Raw genomic sequence first — 16,598 nt, 5'->3', positions numbered from 1 at the left:
CCCGGCGCCGTCTCAGGGGGCGAGTGCCTCGCGCAGCCTCGCCATCATGAGCCGGGCGGCCGGGGAGCGCTGGTCCGGGCGGATGGCCAGGCCGAGGCAGGCGTGCGTCGCGGCGTCCGTGATGGGTACCGGCACAACGTCCTCGTCGGCCCCCGAGGACGGGCTCAGGACCGCGACTCCGGCCCCTCGCCGGGCGAGCCCGATCAGTGTCTGCGGCGAACTGGCGTCGATGTCCACGCGCGGTTCGATTCCCGCCTGGAGGCAGGACCGCTCGTACGCCTCCCGGATGCCCGTACCGTGCGGCAGACAGAGGACCTTCTCCGCCTGTACGTCGGCGAGCCGCACCGACGCACGGTTCAGCGGGTGGTCCTCGGGCACGACCACGGCGATCGGTTCGTCGACGATCACGCTGACGTCCAACCCGGGCTCGGCCTGCCCGGCGAACGCGATCAGGGCCAGGTCGAGCGACCGGGCGAGCACCTGGGACCGCAGGGCTCGCGAGTCGTCCTCGTGCAGACTCACGACGAGGCCCGGGTGGGTCCTGCCGAGCCCTGCCACGGCATCCAGGAAGCCGGGGATCGAGCAGCCCGTGATCATTCCCAGGCGGATCCTGCCCCGTGTGGTCTGCGCGAACTCGGCCGCCGTGTGCTCGATGCCGTCGAGGGCCTCCAGAGCCTCACGGGCGAGTGGCAACACGGCTTCCCCGGCGGCCGTCAGCCGGACCCGGCGTCCCGAGCGCTCCAGGAGCCGCTGCCCCAGCTCCCGTTCGAGCTTGCCCACCTGCGTACTGATGCCCGACTGACTGACGTGCAGCCGTGCCGCCGCAGCGGTGAAGGTGCCCTCGTCCACCACTGCGGCGAGGTAGCGCAGCTGATGCATTTCCATAACCAACGATGATAGTGAACATCTGAATCATCTGTTGGACGGATGGTTCGGCTTGCGGGACCCTGGACGCATGACGACTCCGGCACAGATTTCCGAGAAGTACTTCACCGCCTGGCAGGCGGGCGACTTCGACACGCTGCGCGGCCTCCTGGCCGATGACGTCGAGTTCGTCGGCGCGCTCGGGCGGGCCTCCGGGGTGGAGGAGTGCCTCGGCGGCCTGCGCGGTCTGGGCCAGGTCATGGAACGGATCGACGTGCACGCCCGGGTGGCGGACGACACGGACGTGATCACGTGGTTCGACCTGCACGTTCCCGGCGCGGCGCCCACCCCGACGGCGAACTGGAGCCATGTGGAGGACGGGAGGATCACCAGGATCCGGGTCACCTTCGACCCACGGGAAATTCTCGCGGCACTCAACCGGTGATCAGCCGGTGATCAGCCACGTCGCCCCGGCGAGCCGCTCCCTCCCCAGGTCGGGCACACCGGGGTGACGTCATGCCCGTGCGAGGAAGGCCGCACGCAGGGCCGGGTCACGCAGGAGTCCCAAGGTCTCCTCCTCGCCGTCGAAGAGCAGGTCCGCCGCCGGGTGGCCCGACTGGTGGAACATCGCGGCCAGTACGTCGGCGAGCGGGCGGTCCCACGCGACCCTGACGATCTTCGCCGCCTTGTCGTGCCGGCCCAGGTCCGTGGCGATGCTCCAGAGCTCGATGGACTGCTTGGCGGTTTCGTACGCCGTCCTGCGGCCGTCGACGAGGACCCCGCGCGAGTTGAGGCCGAACACGTCTATGCACGCGTCGCCCTGGGGCGTCAGCCCCTTGTACGTACAGAGCGGCAGCACGAGGCGCAGATGGGTCAGCGGGTCCTGGAGCGTGGGGTCCAGGAGGAGCGGGCTGCCGTCCTCCCGGGACCGGGGGAACTTGTTCCGCTTCTGGTTGCTGTTGCAGTACGAGCAGGCCAGCAGGTGGTTCAGCCACTCGAAGGTACGCAGCGGAGCGAGGCTCTTCGGCTCGAAGTGGTCGATGTCCGTGCCCTGTCCGTCGCCGCAGTACATACAGCGCTGGTGGCCGGGGGCCATGTCCGCGAGGGTGGCGAGGAGTCCTTCCCGTACCCGTCTCCGTACGGTCGAATGGGCCCACAGAGCCGCCGCCTTCTCCTTGCGCTTCGGCTCGGCGGTCCCCTCGATCTCCTGGGTGTACGTCTTCATGTGCGCTGCCGTGTCCGGGGGCAGGTCGGCGCGTTCCAGCCTGATCACCCGGCCCCGCCCGCCTCTCCGTTCCCGATCTCCCCGGCGATGCGGTGCAGTTGGGCGGACATCTCGTGCACACGCGCCGCGGGAGAGCTGGTGAGCAGGTCCTTCAGGGCCTTGTAGCGGGCGACGGTGTCCGGCGAGGTGTCGCCCTCGTACACCTGGGACTCCAGCGCGACGAACTCGGCCCGGAGGTGTTCGGCGCGCACCGAGTAGGGGGTGTCGAGTCCGAAGAGATCGGAGAGGATCGCGTCGTCGCCGCTGCCGTAGACCACGCGTTCGTACAGGTCCTCCGGTACGACCTCGGGCGCGGCGTCCTCCTCCACACCCGGCAGCCGGATCAGGCCGCCGGGGTCGGCCGCCTGGCAGATGTACGGGCTGTGGGTCGTCACGATGAACTGGATGTGGGGGAAGTGCGAGGTCAGCCAGGGGCCGATGCGGCGCTGCCAGGAGACATGGAGGTGGGCGTCGATCTCGTCGATGATCACGACACCGGGCACATGCAGGGGGCTGGGTCCGTCCTCGTTGCCCTCTCCGGCGAACACCACGTCGCCGAAGGTGTCGTGGATCTGCTTCAGCAGGTCGACGACGAGTGCGGCCACGGTACGGAATCCGTCGCTCATCTCCCGCAGCGGGAACCGGTGGCCGTCGCGCGAGACCCACAGCCCCTCGGAGTCGACGTCCTCCACGCGGTAGCCGTCGGGAAGAAGTCCGTCGCCGAGCACGGAAAGCGCTGCCCACTTCAGTGCTGCGGCGCCCTCACGTCCTTCGAGCGCGCGCAGGTGCTGTTCGATCAGCCAGGCGACGCCTTCGGCCAGGGAGGCGTCCTCGTGGAAGAGGCTCGCCTGCCGGGCCACCGGCCCCGAGGCCAGCATCAGCCGCTGCACCTCGCCCGATCCCCCGGCCATCCGCCGGAACGGTCCGTAGGCGGCGCAGAACCAGCCGACCGGGTTGTCGGCCCAGGGGCCGCGTCGAGCGGTGCTGCTCTGCGCGTCGGTGTAGCGGATCTCCTCCAGCGACGGCCGGCTTCCCCTCCTGTGGGAGGACCGGGTGTCCGATGCCCCGTCCGGTCGGGCCCGCCACCGCAGACCGGCCTTGAAGCCGGTGCTCGGAGGCCGGCCGTAGGTGAACCGGTCGAAGTCCGCGTCTCTGGCGATCAATGCCTCGGCCCGTCCCGCCGACGTGCCCCGCGTCACCCAGTTGTCGAAGTCGGGCACCAGGCCCCGCGCCGCCACCGGTCCGCTCAGGGCCAGGGCCAGCGCCCGGAGCAGCGTCGTCTTCCCCGCGCCGTTGCGTCCCGCGAGGACGGTCCACCCGGCGTGCGAGCCGTCCGGGCGGGTCAGTGTCAGGTCGACGACGCGCGGACCGTGGAACGACTTGATGTTCTCGACGTACACGCGGGAGACGTACATGGGTGACGGTTCCGTCCGGTGTGGAAGGGGCGGGGCGGAGGTCGCTGTCGCAGCGGCCGGCCCTCGCAGCGCTCCTCGACCACCGTACGGTACGGACGGAGCCCACCGTCCGACTCGTGCGGACGGGTCGAGGAGGAGCGGCCCCACGAAAGCCGGGGAGGAGCGGCCCCACGAGAGTCGGGGAGAAGCAGCCCCGCAAAAGCGGAATGGGGCCCGGCCGCACGGCCGGACCCCCCTCGCTTTCCCCTCCCGTCGGGCTTCCCGATCCCCCCGGACCCCTCCCCGGAAGTCCCGACGCCATGTGTGACCCGGCAGGGTACGCAAAGGTTGCATCCCTTTGCGATCTCTTTACCCCGGGTCGCCAACAGGCCTCTCAGCAGGCATGTTGCAGGTAACGGGCCGCCACTTCGGCGAGGACTTCGGCTCCTTCGCGGGCCCACAGGCCCTCGTTGAAGATCTCCACCTCGATGGGCCCGTCGAAGCCCGCCGCCTCGACCAGACGGCGCCAGGCGCGGAAGTCCACGCTGCCGTCGCCCAGTTGGCCACGGCCCACCAGAACGCCCGCCGGAAGCGGGGTGATCCAGTCCGCGAGCTGGAAGGAGTGGATCCGGCCGCCCCGCCCCGCCCGTGCGATCTGGGCGGGAGCCTGGTCGTCCCACCAGATGTGGTACGTGTCGACGACCACCCCGACCTGCTCGGCGGGGAAGCGTTCCGCGATGTCGAGCGCCTGGCCGAGCGTGGAGACCACGCAGCGGTCCGAGGCGAACATCGGGTGCAGCGGTTCGATCGCGAGGCGTACGCCGCGCTCGGCCGCGTACGGGCCCAGTTCGGCGAGGGCGTCCGCGACGCGTTCACGGGCGCCGTGCAGGTCGCGGCTGCCCGGCGGGAGGCCGCCGGAGACGAGGACCAGGGTGTCGGTGGACAGGGCCGCCGCCTCGTCGACCGCCGCCCGGTTGTCGTCCAGGGCGCGGGCCCGTTCGGCCGGGTCCGGGGCGGTGAAGAAACCGCCCCGGCACAGGCTGGTGACGGAGATCCCCGCGTCCTTCAGCAGGCCCGCCGCGCGCTCGGCCCCGTACTCCTGGACCGGCGCACGCCACAGGCCGACCTTGTCGATGCCCGCCTTGACGCAGCCCTCCGCCAGCTCGGGCAGGGACCACTGCTTGATGGTCTCCTGATTGAGGGAGAGCCTGGCCAGGTCGTTGGTCATCGGGAACCTCCGTGGACCGTCAGCAGCGCCCGCATCCGGGACGCGGCCAGCTCGGGGTCGGGGAACAGGCCCAGCCGGTCGGCCAGTTCGTACGCCTTCGCCAGGTGCGGCAGCGAGCGGGCGGACTGGAGACCGCCGACCATCGTGAAGTGTTCCTGGTGGCCCGCGAGCCAGGCGAGGAAGACCACGCCCGTCTTGTAGAAGCGGGTGGGGGTCCGGAACAGATGACGCGACAGTTCGACCGTGGGGTCGAGCAGATCTCGGAAGCCCTGGGTGTCGCCGGTGTCCAGCACCCGTACCGCGTGTGCCGCCAGGGGGCCGAGCGGGTCGAAGATGCCGAGCAGCGCGTGGCTGAAGCCGCGTTCGTCGCCCGCGATCAGCTCCGGGTAGTTGAAGTCGTCGCCGGTGTAGCAGCGGACCCCGCCCGGGAGGCGGCGGCGGACGTCGATCTCGCGTTCCGCGTCCAGCAGGGACATCTTGATGCCGTCCACCTTGTCCGGGTGCTCGGCGATGACCTTGAGGAACGTATCGGTCGCGGCGTCGAGATCCGCGCTGCCCCAGTAGCCGGCCAGCGCGGGGTCGAACATCGGGCCGAGCCAGTGCAGGACGACGGGCTCCGAGGCCTGGCGCAGCAGGTGCGCGTACGTCTCCAGATAGTCCTCGGGGCCCTTCGCCACCGCCGCGAGAGCGCGGGACGCCATCAGGATGGCCTGGGCCCCGCTCTCCTCGACCAGGGCGAGCTGCTCCTCGTACGCCGCGCGTACCCCGGCGAGCGTGGCCGGGCCGGCCGGGAGCTGGTCGGTGCCGACACCGCAGGCGATACGGCCGCCGACGGCCTTCGCCTCGGCGGCGGAGCGGCGGATCAGTTCGGCCGCGCCCGCCCAGTCCAGGCCCATGCCGCGCTGAGCGGTGTCCATCGCCTCGGCGACGCCCAGGCCGTGCGACCACAGGTGGCGGCGGAAGGCGAGGGTGGCGTCCCAGTCGACGGCCGCCGGGTCGTCCGCGCTGACGTCCGCGTAGGGGTCGGCGACGACATGGGCGGCGGAGAAGACCGTGCGGGAGGCGAGCGGGGCCTTGCCCGGGGCCAGGTCCAGCGGGGTGGCGCGGGGTTCGTAGGGGCCCTGCGGGAGGTGGATGGTGCTCATGAGGTCAGCTCCGGGTGCGCGGGTCGGGGCGTCGCGGTGCCGGCATCGGGCCCCGGGTACGCCGGGTGCGTGGCGTGGGCCGTCGCCGTTCCGGTCCCCGGGTGCGCGGTGCCGGGCGTCACAGCGTCAGCTCCGGGACGTCGAAGCGGCGGCCCTCCGCCGAGGACTTGAGGCCCAGCTCGGCCAGCTGCACCCCGCGCGCACCGGCCATCAGGTCCCAGGTGTACGGCTCGTCCAGCGTGACGTGGCGCAGGAACAGCTCCCACTGGGCCTTGAAGCCGTTGTCGAAGACCGCGTTGTCGGGGACTTCCTGCCACTGGTCGCGGAAGGACTCGGTGACCGGGAGGTCCGGGTTCCAGACCGGCTTGGGCGTGGCCGAGCGGTGCTGGACGCGGCAGTTGCGGAGTCCGGCGACGGCGGAGCCGTGGGTTCCGTCGACCTGGAACTCGACCAGCTCGTCGCGGTTGACCCGCACCGTCCAGGAGGAGTTGATCTGTGCCACTGCGCCGCCCGCCAGCTGGAAGATGCCGTACGCGGCGTCGTCGGCGGTCGCGGCGTAGGGCTTGCCCTGCTCGTCCCAGCGCTGCGGGAGGTGTGTCTGCACATGCGCCTGGACCGTGGTGACCTGGCCGAACAGCTCGTGGAGCACGTACTCCCAGTGCGGGAACATGTCGACGACGATGCCGCCGCCGTCCTCGGCGCGGTAGTTCCAGGACGGGCGCTGGGCCTCCTGCCAGTCGCCCTCGAACACCCAGTAGCCGAACTCGCCGCGCACGGAGAGGATCTCGCCGAAGAAGCCGCCGTCGATGAGGCGCTTCAGCTTCAGCAGGCCCGGCAGGAAGATCTTGTCCTGGACGACGCCGTGCTTGATTCCGGCGTCACGGGCCAGCCGGGCCAGCTCCAGGGCGCCCTCGACGTCCGTGGCGGTGGGCTTCTCGGTGTAGATGTGCTTGCCCGCCGCGATGGCCTTCTTGATCGCGTCGACGCGTGCGGAGGTGACCTGGGCGTCGAAGTAGATGTCGATGGTGTCGTCGGCGAGCACCGCGTCCAGGTCCGTCGACCACTCGGTCAGACCGTGCCGCGCGGCGAGCGCCTCCAGCGCGTGGGCCCTCCGGCCGACGAGGACGGGCTCGGGCCACAGCACGTCGCCGTCACCGAGATCGAGGCCGCCCTGCTCGCGGATCGCGAGGATCGAGCGCACCAGGTGCTGCCGGTATCCCATGCGACCCGTGACGCCGTTCATGGCGATGCGCACTGTCCTGCGTGTCACGAAGTTCCCTCCATACAGCCGTAGCAAGCGCTTTCTATCGGAGATGACGCTAGCCTGCCGACAGCGGCCCGGACAAGAGGGGGACGCACCCGGAACTCCTCGGTAACCCCCCGTGACCTCTCGGAGGACAGTGATGACAGTCACCCTGGCGGACGTGGCGGCCCGCGCCCGGGTGTCCCCGGCCACCGTCTCGCGCGTGCTCAACGGCAACTACCCGGTGGCCGCGTCGACGCGGGAGCGGGTCCTGCGTGCCGTGGACGATCTGGACTACGTGCTCAACGGGCCGGCCAGCTCGCTCGCCGCGGCCACCTCGGACCTGGTCGGCATCCTGGTCAACGACATCGCGGACCCGTTCTTCGGGATCATGGCGGGGGCCGCGCAGACCGAGATCGGCGGCCCCGGTGACGGCTCGGGCCGGGCGGGCGGCGAGAAGCTGGCCGTCGTCTGCAACACCGGTGGCTCCCCGGAGCGCGAACTCACCTACCTCACCCTCCTCCAGCGCCAGCGGGCCGCCGCCGTCATCCTCACCGGCGGCGCGCTGGAGAACCCCGCGCACCAGGCCGCGATGTCCGCGAAGCTGGCGAAGCTCGCCGACGCGGGCACCCGGATCGTGCTCTGCGGGCGGCCCCCGCTGCCGGACAGCGACGCCGTGGTGGCCGCGCTCGCCTTCGACAACCGGGGCGGCGGGCGGCGGCTGACCGAGCACCTGCTCTCGCTCGGCCACCGGCGGATCGGCTATGTGGCGGGCCCCCTGGAGCGGACCACCACCCGCCACCGGCTGGAGGGCCACCGGGACGCGATGCGTGAGGCGGGGCGGGCGGGCGACGAGGACCGGCTCACCGTCCACGGCCCGTACGACCGGCGCTCCGGCTATGAGGCCACCCTCGAACTCCTGCGCCGCGAACCGGAGGTGACGGCGATCGTCGCCGCCAACGACACGGTCGCGCTGGGTGCGGGTGCGGCGGTCCGCCACCTCGGCCGGCGCATTCCCGAGGACGTCTCGGTGGCGGGCTTCGACGACCTGCCGTTCTCGGTGGACGCCGCACCGGCACTGACGACCGTACGGCTGCCGCTGTTCGAGGCGGGCGCCCGCGCGGGGCGGCTGGCGATGGGCAAGGAGACCCCGCCGCCGGGCGGGGTCGCGACGATCGCGGCCGAGCTGATGGTACGGGGGTCGACGGCGCCGCCCCGGGCGTGAGTGCCCGCGGCGGCCCGGCCGCCGCGTTCCCGGGCTGCCGCCGCGTTCCCGGGCGTGAGGCCCCGCGGCACCCCGGTCGCCGCGTGCCCGGACAGGCCCGCCGTCACGCCCCCGTACGGCCTTGCCTCACGCGCCCGGACTGCCGGGGGCGCGGGCTTCGGCCTCCCGGGCGGGGGTAGGCGTATGCCGCGCCCCGGGCCGATGATGTGGGCGTCGCCGCTCGCGCCGCCCGGGGCGGTGGCACGTACCGATGTGGAAGGAACACGCACGTGAAGCTCGCTTTCTCGACCCTCGGAGTGCCGGGGATGCCGATAGCCGAGGTCGTCCGGCTGGCCAACGAGCACGGGTACCGGGGGGTGGAGCTGCGCACCCACCCGGAGGAGCCGGTGCACCCGGGGCTCTCGCTGCTCGAACGCGCCGATGTGGTCGAGCAGTTCACGGCGGGCGGGGTCGAGATCCTGACCCTGGCCGGCTATGTACGGGTGGCGGCGGAGGGGGACGACGAGCCCGTTCTGGCCGAACTGGCCGAACTGCTGAAGCTCGCCCGCGACCTGGGCGCGAAGAACGTCCGCGTCTTCCCGGGCGGCGGCGACCAGGACCCCGACGTCGCCGACGCGACCGCCGCCCGCAGGCTCGGCGCCGCGGCCCCGGCCGCCGCGGACATGGGCGTGCGCATCCTGCTGGAGACCCATGACTCGCACCGGGCGGGCGCCGCCGTGGCCCGGGTCGCCGGCACGGTCGGGCACCCGCAGGTCGGTGCGCTCTGGGACATCATGCACACCTGGTTGGCGGGCGAGGAGCCGGCCGCGAGCCATGCGGTGCTGGCCCCGCACCTGGGCTACGTACAGGTGAAGGACATCGCCTCGGCCGAGGACATCGCACCGATCGGCCTGGGGGACGGGGTGCTGCCGCTGGGCGCCTGCCTGGACACGCTGGACCCGGACAGCTGGGTGTGCTGGGAGTACGAGAAGCGCTGGCACCCCGAGGCGCCGGAGCTGGCCGGGCTGCTGGGCGCGGGACGCGAGCACCTGCTGAGGCTCGGCGCCCCGAAGCAGAAGCGGTAGCCGGTAGCGCGGCGGTGGCGGGGCGGCGGGCGCTGCGTACGGGGCGGCGGGCCCGGGGGCGTATGTGCGGCGGGCCCGGGGGCGTATGTGCGGCGGGCCCGGCGCTCAGCCGCCCTTCGCCGTCCGCACGGGAGCGGCTCCCTCGGGGGCGGGCGGCGACTGCTCGGAACCCTCCACCGGAACAGTGCCCTCCACCAAAGTGGCCCGGGGGCCGCGCGGTCGCGATGACGAGGTGAGCGCCACCCCGCCGACCAGCAGGACCGCCGCGCACCAGCGCAGCGGGCCGGCCGACTCGCCGAGCAGCAGCGCGGCCGAGGTCATCCCGAAGACCGGCACGAGCAGGGTGAACGGGGCCACCGAAGAGGCCGGGTGCCTGCTGAGCAGGAAGCTCCAGGCGCCGAAGCCGAACACCGTGGTGATCCAGGCGACGTAGAGGATGATCCCGGCACCGCCCCAGTCGAGCGCGGCCAGCGCCTCCGCGTCGCGGTCCCATCCCTCGAAGAGCAGGGACAGGCCGAGGAGCGGGAGCACGGGGACGGTCGAGACCCACACCATGAAGTTGAGGGAGTCGGGCGGGGAGGCCTTACGGGTCAGCACGTTCGACACACCCCAGCAGGCGGCTGCCGCGATCACGAGCACGAAGGCGAGCACCGGCCCGCCCGCGCCCTCGTCGACCGCCGCCACCCCGATGCCCGCGAGGGCGACACCCATGCCCCACACCTTTGTCCTTCCCGGCCGTTCACCGAGGGCGAGCGCCGCGAACAGGGCCGTGAACACCGCCTGGACCTGGAGGACGAGGGAGGAGAGCCCGGCGGGCATCCCCCGGTCCATGCCGATGAAGAGCAGGCCGAACTTGCCCACGCCGAGTACGAGCCCGACCCCCACGATCCACTTCCAGGCGACCTTGGGCCGGCCGACGAGGAAGACCGCCGGAAGTGCCGCCACCAGGAAGCGCAGCGCGGAGAAGAGCAGCGGCGGAAAGTGGTCGAGGCCGATCTCGATGACGACGAAGTTCACCCCCCAGACTGCGGCGACGAGCGAGGCCAGGGCGATGTGGAGGGGACGCATGGACCGAGCATCGGCCGCGAGCACCCTTTAGCACCAGCACGGATTTCTTCATGGTGGAATTGAGCATCGCTAATGATTCCCGGACACCCTTCCCTGTGAGGCCACGGTGCTCGACCTGTCCCGGCTGCGCGCGCTGCACGCCGTCTCCGTCCACGGTTCTGTCGCGGGAGCCGCCGCCGCACTCGGCTACACCCCCTCGGCGGTCTCGCAGCAGATCACCAAGCTGGAGCGGGAGACCCGGACCACCCTGCTCGAACGGCGCGGGCGCGGCGTCTCGCTCACCGAGGAGGCCCTTCATCTGGTCACGGCCGCCCAGCAGTTGCTCGCGATCATGGAGCGGACCGAGACCACCCTGGAGGAGCGCAGGGGGCTGCCGACGGGGCGGCTGTCCATCGGCGCGTTCGCCTCGGCGGCGCGGGGGCTGCTGCCGGGCGTGCTGGCGGAGCTGGACCGGGACCACGCGGCGCTGGAGGCCCGGATGACCGAGGTCGACCCGCATCTGTCGGTCGACCTGGTGGCCAACGGCGTCCTCGATCTGGCGGTCGCCCACGACTGGGACATCGCCCCGCTGCCCGCCCCGGAGGGGGTGGCCCAGGCCGTCATCGGGGACGACCGGTGCGATCTCCTGGTGCCCGAGGGACACGCCCTCGCCGGGCGGGAGGCGGTGCGGCGGGAGGAGTTGGCGAAGGAGCGGTGGGTGTGCCAGCCGCCGGGCACGGTGTGCCACGACTGGCTCGTACGGACGCTGCGGGCGGCGGGCTGCGAGCCGGACATCCGGCACCGGGCCGAGGAGAACCACACCCAGCTCGCCCTGGTCGCCGCCGGTCTCGGGGTCGCGATGATTCCCCGGCTGGGACGGGGGCCGCTGCCCGCCGGGGTGGTGGCCGTGCGACTGGACCCCGTACCGGTCCGGAGGCTGTACGCGCTGTGGCGTACGGAGGCGGCCCGGCGGCCGGCGATCACGGCCGCGGTCTCGGCGCTCCAGGCGCACGGGATGGCGGCGGGGCTGACCCGGCCCCCCGCGTGTGCCCCCGCGTGACGGTTTGACCCCCAATCGTCGCCCCCCGCGGAAGATCGCCGGGCGGGCCCCCTTGACCGGTAGTTACTTTCCATATATCCGTACCTTCTTGGAAGTTTCTTTCAGTCCCAGGAAGGAGCCCACGTGCACCACCGCACCTCCCGACGCACCCTTCTCACCGCTACCGCGGCCACCGCCGCCGCGGCTGCCACCGGCGCCGTCACCGTCGCCGTACCCGCCGCCGCGCAGCCCGCGAGTGCCTCCACCGACCGCCGGCTCAAGCGGCTCATCAGCCGGATGAGTCTGGAGGAGAAGGTCGGCCAGCTCTTCGTGATGCGGGTGTACGGGCACTCCGCCACCGAGCCCGATCAGGCGGACATCGACGCGAACCTCAAGGAGATCGGGGTACGGACCGCCGCCGAACTGATCGCCAAGTACCACGTCGGCGGCATCATCTACTTCGTCTGGGCCCACAACACCCGCGACCCGCACCAGATCGCCGAACTCTCCAACGGCATCCAGCGCGCCGGACTCGCCGGGCCCAACTCCGTACCGCTCCTGGTCTCCACCGACCAGGAGCACGGCATCGTCTGCCGTGTCGGCGAGCCCGCCACGCTACTGCCGGGCGCGATGGCGCTCGGCGCGGGCGGCTCGCACTCAGACACCCGCCGGGCGGCCCGGATCGCGGGCGACGAGCTGGCCGCGCTGGGCATCGTGCAGAACTACGCGCCGAACGCCGATGTGAACGTCAACCCGGCCAACCCGGTGATCGGCGTCCGCTCCTTCGGCTCCGACCCGCAGTCGGTGGCCGGGATGGCCGTGGCGCAGGTGAAGGGCTACCAGGGCGCCGGGATCGCCGCCACCGCCAAGCACTTCCCCGGCCACGGCGACACCAGCACCGACAGCCACAGCGGTCTGCCGGTCATCCAGCACACCCGCGAACAGTGGGCCGAACTGGACGCCCCGCCCTTCCGGGCAGCGATCGCCGCGGGCATCGACTCGATCATGACCGCGCACATCGTGGTCCCCGCGCTCGACCCGGCGGAGGACCCCGCGACGCTGTCCCGGCCCATCCTCACCGGCGTACTGCGCGAGGAACTGGGCTACGACGGGGTCGTGGTCACCGACGCGCTCGACATGAAGGGCGTACGGGAGAAGTACGGCGACGACCGCGTCCCGGTCCTCGCACTCCTGGCGGGCGTCGACCAGCTGCTGAACCCGCCGAACCTCGACGTGGCCTGGAACGCCGTTCTGGCGGCCGTCAGGAGCGGGGAGATCAGCGAGGCCCGGATCGAGGAATCGATCCTGCGCATCCTGCGGCTGAAGACGAAACTGGGCCTGTTCCGCGACCCGTTCGTCAGCCGCCGGGGTGTCGACCGCACGGTCGGCACCCGGGCGCACCTGGCCGCCGCCGACGGGATCGCCGAGCGCACGACCACGCTGCTCACCAACCCGGGCTCGCTGCTGCCGCTCTCGCGCCGCTCCCACCGCAAGCTCCTGGTGGTCGGCGCCGACCCGGCCTCGCCCTCCGGTACGACCGGCCCGCCGACCACCACACTCGCCGGGGCCTTCGGCGAGCTGGGGTACGCGGCGACCGCCCTGTCCACCGGCACGGCCCCCGACGCGGCGAGGATCGCCGAGGCGGTGGCCGCCGCACGGGGTAAGGACGCGGTGATCGTGGGGACGTACAACGTCTCGGCGACCAGCAGTCAACTCGCCCTGGTCAAGGCCCTCGTGGCGACCGGCGTGCCGGTGGTCACCGTCGCGGTCCGCAACCCGTACGACATCGCCCACCTGGGTGGCACGGGTATCGCCGCGAGTCTGGCCGCGTACTCCTGGACGGACGTCGAACTGCGGGCGGCGGCCCGGGTGATCGCGGGCCGCGCCGAACCGGAGGGCAGGCTCCCGGTCCCGGTGCAGCGTGCCGACGACCCGTCGAAGGTGCTGTACCCGGTCGGATACGGGCTGTCGTACTAGAGGCTGCCCGGATTCCCGCACGGACGGGGCGCCGGCCGCCTCCGCGCGACCCGTGCGCGACCGCCGCACCACCACGTACCCCCGCACACCACCGAACACCGCCCCGGCCGGGGTGCGGTGCCCCGGGCACCCGGCGTGTTTCCGCTCCGGCGGACCACGCCGGGTGTACGTCTTGACGACGGACGTATCGGGGGTATTCACATGCCAGTTGTACGAGCGTGGCCGGCGGTGCGGATGGTACGTGCGCTGCTGCTGGTGCCGGTGGCCGCCGCCGCGTTCTCGCTGACCGCCTGCCGCCAGCCCGGCGGCTCCGTCGGCGTCTCCGCGCCGTCCGGGCGCGCCGCCGCGCCGACGGCGTACGGGGTGGTGTTCCTCGGGCCCGCCGACTGCAGTTCGCGCGGGGCCGAGGTGCGAGAGGTGTCCTGCCGCAGCGAGAAGGCCCTGGCGCGGGTGCTGGCACGGCACCTCGGCGCGTCGAGGACGGGCCCGCCCTGCCCGCCCACGACCGACTTCGTCCTGCACATCTCGGAGAGCGGGGACGGCGCACAGAGCCGCCTCACCAAGGGCTACGCCTGCATGCGCAATCTGGAGCCCCCGCATCCGGGCGACCCGGGGCAGGGCGGCGGACCGCTGACGGTCGTCGGGGACTGCGTCCGCCACTCCCCCGGGGACAAGCGCAAGGGCGGGGGCGCGGACACGGGCAGGCACAAGGGCCCCGTGAAGGAGACCGCCTGTGACGGTTCGGGCGGCCGGGCACCGCAGTTCACGGTCACATCGGCCGAGGAGCGGCGCGAGCGGTGCCCGGACACCACCGATCTCTTCGTCGCCCTGAGCGGCGAGCGGGCCGTGGGCTGCGCCCGCCGGCTCTGAGCCGTGGGCCGTACCCGCCGGAGCCGTGGGCCGTACCCGTCCGAGCCGTGGGCCGTACCCGTCGGCTCCGAGGTGCGGAACCGGCGGGCGCGGCCCACCGCTCGGGTGATCGGCGGGTGTTACGGGCGGAGGGTTCCCTCGCCGCGCTCGACCTCACCGTTGCGCTGGTCCAGCTTCGCGTCGAACTTCGCGAGCGGCTTCGCCTTCGCCGGGTCCGCCTCGACGGCCGCCGGGGCGACCCCCGCCCAGCGCAGGATGGCGGCCGTGGCCTTCGCCTTCTCGTCGGCGACGAGACCGGAGACCTTGGAGCCGTGGTTGCCGCCCGGCACCGTGTAGACGTAGCTGTCACGGGCGCCGTGGCCGAGGCGGAAGGGCTCCGCACCCCACGGGTCGTTCTGCCCGTAGACGTACATCATCCGCTTGGCGTTGTGCTTCACCCAGTTGTCCACGTCCCGCATCACCGACGGCTGGAACTTCATCGGGATCGAGCGCGGTACGAAGTTGCGGGGCGGCTGGTAGCCGTAGCGGCTCAGGTTGCCGAGCCACGGCTGCTTGATGTCGGGCGAGCCGAGCTGGGTGCCCGCCTGGTAGTAGTACGGCGTGTACGTCTCCAGGCCGTCGTCCGCGTAGGCGGAGAAGCCGGAGATGCCGTCGATCGAGTCCCAGATCGCCTGGTCGGTGGCGTTCTTGGCGTCGGCCGGGATGTCCGCGCAGTCGGCGACCATGCTGTACTGCCAGAACGCCCAGACGTAGTCCATGACGACGGCCTCGTAGGCGCGGTCGAGCGAACCGACGGTGTTGAAGGTGAGGCCGTTCGCGTCGGCGTACTCCTTGTACTTCTTCTCCAGCGGCACCCGGCGGATCAGCGCCTCGCGCTGCACCGCGCCCAGCTTGTCGCGGCACTCCTTGGTGCCGACGTTCGCCAGGAACCGGTCGTACGCCGAGTCCTCCTTGTTCACCACGTCGTTCGGCGCGACGTATGCGACGACGCCGTCCATGTCCTTCGGGTAGAAACGCTCGAAGTACGTGGCGGTCATGCCGCCCTTGGAGCCACCGGTGGTCAGCCAGTTCTTGCTGTAGAGCTTCTTCAGGGCCTTGAACACGCGGTGCTGGTCGCTGGCGGCCTGCCAGATGTCGAGCTTGGACCAGTCGGCGGGCGCCGGGCGCGACGGGGTGAAGAAGCGGTACTCCAGGGAGACCTGGTTGCCGTCGATGATCTGCGTCGGCTCGCTGCGGCTCGGGTTCGTCGAGACGTTGTAGCCGCTGGTGAAGAAGACCGTCGGGCGGGACGTGTCCTTGTGCAGCAGGGTGATGCGCTGCTGGAACGTGCCCTTGGACGGGTGCCGGTGGTCGACCGGCTGGGTGTAGTTGAGGACGAAGAAGCGGTAACCGGGGTACGGCTTCTCCTGGATCAGACTCATTCCCGGGATGGCCAGGATGCGGTCCTTGATGTCCTCGGTGCTGGACTCACTGCTTCCGGCAGCACCGCTGCCCTGGTTCGCGGACGGTTCCGCGGCGGTGGCCGCACCGGCCGAGGCCCCCGTCGCACTCACTGTGCCTATGAGCACCGCGAGCGACAGAAACCCTCTGAGCGCCTTGCGCATGCACCCTCCCGTAGTTTCACGACATTCGCCGTGAACCTAGCCGGGGCAACACGCGCCACGCCAGACCCGATTGACCACATACTTCACGAGGCCCCCCGGAACGTCAGCAGAGGATCCATCCGGTGGAGGCCGACGCTCCCCCGATGGAGCCGGACGCCCGCACGCAGCGGTTGAGCGCATGGACCGTCACCGGACCGGCCAGCTTGGTGTATTTGCCGCTGTCCGACACCGCCCGGCCGCCGCGCGGCTGGAGCGAGACGCTCATCGCCCGCCGCTTGCCCGGTTTGTTGGCGACGGTCACGGCACAGGCGTAGGCGCGGCTCTTGTAGACGCGCAGCTCCCCGGTGGCGAAGGCCACCGTCTTCGCCGGGCGTCCGGTGCAGGACGTCGCGGCGTGGGCGGCGGGGGCCGTCGGCATACCGAGCACCAGGCCCACCGCGGCGATCAGCGGCAGGACGAGCAGACGCCCCAGCAGCGGACGTACGGACACCGGCATGGTCACCGGCACCGGCATCGGCCCGTTCGCCCGTCGTGACGGCTTCAGCGTGTTCAGCGGTCTCACCACCCCATCGAACATGTGCGTCCACACCCGACAGGTGCACGTACTTGCCTACGACGCCGGAGGCGGCCCGAA

General features: G+C 71.9%; 15 protein-coding genes. 6 read left to right on the top strand and 9 right to left on the bottom strand.

Going from position 1 to position 16,598, the window contains the following annotated elements:
- Positions 1-12: 12 nt before the first annotated feature.
- On the bottom strand, positions 13-885 hold the full coding sequence (locus ABT170_RS07445) for a LysR family transcriptional regulator (RefSeq protein WP_266931177.1): 873 nt from the start codon (positions 883-885) through the stop codon (positions 13-15).
- 70 nt (positions 886-955) lie between these two features.
- Here ABT170_RS07445 and ABT170_RS07440 point away from each other — a divergent pair, with 70 nt between their 5' ends.
- Entirely contained in the window at positions 956-1,309 is a 354-nt protein-coding gene (locus ABT170_RS07440) for a nuclear transport factor 2 family protein (protein ID WP_266931178.1), read from the top strand.
- Between the two features lie 69 nt (positions 1,310-1,378).
- On the opposite strand, the gene ABT170_RS07435 is transcribed toward ABT170_RS07440, so the two are convergent.
- The 5 genes from ABT170_RS07435 to ABT170_RS07415 form a co-directional block, all read right to left on the bottom strand.
- On the bottom strand, positions 1,379-2,137 hold the full coding sequence (locus ABT170_RS07435; protein ID WP_266931180.1) for an HNH endonuclease family protein: 759 nt from the start codon (positions 2,135-2,137) through the stop codon (positions 1,379-1,381).
- Entirely contained in the window at positions 2,134-3,543 is a 1,410-nt protein-coding gene (locus tag ABT170_RS07430) for an AAA family ATPase (RefSeq protein ID WP_266931182.1), read from the bottom strand. Before ABT170_RS07430 ends, ABT170_RS07435 begins: the two co-directional genes overlap by 4 nt.
- 373 nt (positions 3,544-3,916) lie before the next feature.
- Entirely contained in the window at positions 3,917-4,750 is an 834-nt protein-coding gene (locus ABT170_RS07425; RefSeq protein ID WP_351864857.1) for a sugar phosphate isomerase/epimerase family protein, read from the bottom strand.
- Positions 4,747-5,895, bottom strand: coding sequence for a dihydrodipicolinate synthase family protein (locus ABT170_RS07420; RefSeq protein WP_266931186.1), 1,149 nt, complete (start codon positions 5,893-5,895; stop codon positions 4,747-4,749). The genes ABT170_RS07425 and ABT170_RS07420 overlap by 4 nt, the downstream gene beginning before the upstream one ends.
- A gap of 118 nt (positions 5,896-6,013) precedes the next feature.
- Positions 6,014-7,165, bottom strand: coding sequence for a Gfo/Idh/MocA family protein (locus ABT170_RS07415; RefSeq protein ID WP_329944387.1), 1,152 nt, complete (start codon positions 7,163-7,165; stop codon positions 6,014-6,016).
- 133 nt (positions 7,166-7,298) lie between these two features.
- Here ABT170_RS07415 and ABT170_RS07410 point away from each other — a divergent pair, with 133 nt between their 5' ends.
- Together ABT170_RS07410 and ABT170_RS07405 are read left to right on the top strand one after the other, a co-directional pair.
- A complete protein-coding gene (locus ABT170_RS07410; protein ID WP_329944386.1) occupies positions 7,299-8,363 on the top strand; it encodes a LacI family DNA-binding transcriptional regulator in 1,065 nt (354 codons plus the stop codon).
- 269 nt (positions 8,364-8,632) lie between these two features.
- Entirely contained in the window at positions 8,633-9,427 is a 795-nt protein-coding gene (locus ABT170_RS07405; protein WP_329944385.1) for a sugar phosphate isomerase/epimerase family protein, read from the top strand.
- A gap of 105 nt (positions 9,428-9,532) precedes the next feature.
- Here ABT170_RS07405 and ABT170_RS07400 read toward each other — a convergent pair whose 3' ends face one another.
- Positions 9,533-10,495, bottom strand: coding sequence for an EamA family transporter (locus ABT170_RS07400; protein ID WP_351864851.1), 963 nt, complete (start codon positions 10,493-10,495; stop codon positions 9,533-9,535).
- Positions 10,496-10,601: 106 nt separating this feature from the next.
- On the opposite strand from ABT170_RS07400, the gene ABT170_RS07395 reads away from it, so the two are divergent.
- From ABT170_RS07395 to ABT170_RS07385, 3 genes are all read left to right on the top strand, one after another.
- Positions 10,602-11,534, top strand: a complete 933-nt coding sequence (locus tag ABT170_RS07395; protein WP_329944383.1) for a LysR family transcriptional regulator — start codon at positions 10,602-10,604, stop codon at positions 11,532-11,534.
- Between the two features lie 123 nt (positions 11,535-11,657).
- On the top strand, positions 11,658-13,490 hold the full coding sequence (locus ABT170_RS07390; protein ID WP_351864847.1) for a glycoside hydrolase family 3 protein: 1,833 nt from the start codon (positions 11,658-11,660) through the stop codon (positions 13,488-13,490).
- A gap of 234 nt (positions 13,491-13,724) precedes the next feature.
- The gene (locus ABT170_RS07385) at positions 13,725-14,360 is read left to right on the top strand and encodes a hypothetical protein (RefSeq protein ID WP_329944417.1); all 636 of its coding nucleotides are present in this window, start codon (positions 13,725-13,727) and stop codon (positions 14,358-14,360) included.
- 119 nt (positions 14,361-14,479) lie between these two features.
- Here the strand turns inward: ABT170_RS07385 and ABT170_RS07380 are convergent, their stop codons facing one another.
- Both ABT170_RS07380 and ABT170_RS07375 read right to left on the bottom strand, forming a co-directional pair.
- The gene (locus ABT170_RS07380) at positions 14,480-15,964 is read right to left on the bottom strand and encodes a S28 family serine protease (RefSeq protein WP_351864844.1); all 1,485 of its coding nucleotides are present in this window, start codon (positions 15,962-15,964) and stop codon (positions 14,480-14,482) included.
- 103 nt (positions 15,965-16,067) lie between these two features.
- Positions 16,068-16,478 (bottom strand): hypothetical protein, encoded by a 411-nt coding sequence (locus tag ABT170_RS07375; RefSeq protein ID WP_329944416.1) that lies wholly within the window; start codon positions 16,476-16,478, stop codon positions 16,068-16,070.
- Positions 16,479-16,598: the final 120 nt, after the last annotated feature.

Origin of the sequence: Streptomyces sp. NPDC001787 (assembly GCF_040297465.1) — a bacterium.
Classification (GTDB): domain Bacteria; phylum Actinomycetota; class Actinomycetes; order Streptomycetales; family Streptomycetaceae; genus Streptomyces.
This window is presented reverse-complemented; position numbering and strand designations above follow the sequence as displayed.

Bases quoted from the DNA above. Each gene is read 5' to 3' on its own strand.
- ABT170_RS07445 (WP_266931177.1), bottom strand. From the start codon at position 885: ATGGAAATGCATCAGCTGCGCTACCTCGCCGCAGTGGTGGACGAGGGC.
- ABT170_RS07440 (WP_266931178.1), top strand. From the start codon at position 956: ATGACGACTCCGGCACAGATTTCCGAGAAGTACTTCACCGCCTGGCAG.
- ABT170_RS07430 (WP_266931182.1), bottom strand. From the start codon at position 3,543: ATGTACGTCTCCCGCGTGTACGTCGAGAACATCAAGTCGTTCCACGGT.
- ABT170_RS07425 (WP_351864857.1), bottom strand. From the start codon at position 4,750: ATGACCAACGACCTGGCCAGGCTCTCCCTCAATCAGGAGACCATCAAG.
- ABT170_RS07420 (WP_266931186.1), bottom strand. From the start codon at position 5,895: ATGAGCACCATCCACCTCCCGCAGGGCCCCTACGAACCCCGCGCCACC.
- ABT170_RS07410 (WP_329944386.1), top strand. From the start codon at position 7,299: ATGACAGTCACCCTGGCGGACGTGGCGGCCCGCGCCCGGGTGTCCCCG.
- ABT170_RS07400 (WP_351864851.1), bottom strand. From the start codon at position 10,495: ATGCGTCCCCTCCACATCGCCCTGGCCTCGCTCGTCGCCGCAGTCTGG.
- ABT170_RS07385 (WP_329944417.1), top strand. From the start codon at position 13,725: ATGGTACGTGCGCTGCTGCTGGTGCCGGTGGCCGCCGCCGCGTTCTCG.
- ABT170_RS07380 (WP_351864844.1), bottom strand. From the start codon at position 15,964: ATGCGCAAGGCGCTCAGAGGGTTTCTGTCGCTCGCGGTGCTCATAGGC.
- ABT170_RS07375 (WP_329944416.1), bottom strand. From the start codon at position 16,478: ATGCCGGTGCCGGTGACCATGCCGGTGTCCGTACGTCCGCTGCTGGGG.